Source organism: Protofrankia sp. CiP1_Cm_nod3, from assembly GCF_982290655.1.
Map to the genome: position 1 here is coordinate 1 of NZ_CEVIVD010000242.1, position 574 is coordinate 574.

Genomic DNA, 574 nt, shown 5'->3' on the forward strand with positions numbered 1-574 from the left:
CGGATGCCCTGACCACGGTCTTCCCCGCGGACGAGCGGGACCTGACGATTGCGATCTTCCCTGGTCTTGATGAGCTACTAGATGGCGTTACTATCCTTGAAGCTCGCAAGAAGAGCAATGATCCGGCGGCTGACCGGGTTACGCTACGAAAAAAAGTGAAGGAGAAGATCTATGAGAATGCCGAGCGGGATGCTGACGGAAATCTAATTGATCCAAATACGCGCCAGCCTATCAAGGGGAAGCCTGACATTGGTCACAAGCCGGGCCATGAATGGAGGCGGACGCAGGAACGGGCGAGGCGGGAAGGGTGGACTCGTGAGGAGGTTATCGAACATCAGAACAATCCGGATATCTACCAGTTGGAGGATCGTTCTTCCAATAGGTCTCATCGCTATGAGGATTCGAGGTGAAAGATGGATCGGATGAAGCGTACCCCGCTGCATTACGCGGCAATAGATAACGATGCCGTACAGATCGCAGAGCTTCTTGCGGAGGGGTATGATCCTAATGCTGTAGATATCAAAGGGTATACGCCTTTGCATTTCGCTGCCCAGGAGTACTCCGTTGAGGCAGC

The 574-nt window shown here is 53.5% G+C and carries 2 protein-coding genes; both read left to right on the forward strand.

Annotated features, from left to right (window positions below):
- On the forward strand, positions 1-410 hold a 410-nt coding region (locus AC5LUJ_RS23560), incomplete at its 5' end, for an HNH/ENDO VII family nuclease (protein WP_493465807.1).
- Positions 411-422: 12 nt separating this feature from the next.
- Positions 423-574: ankyrin repeat domain-containing protein (locus AC5LUJ_RS23565; protein ID WP_493465808.1), on the forward strand; the 152-nt coding region annotated here is incomplete at its 3' end.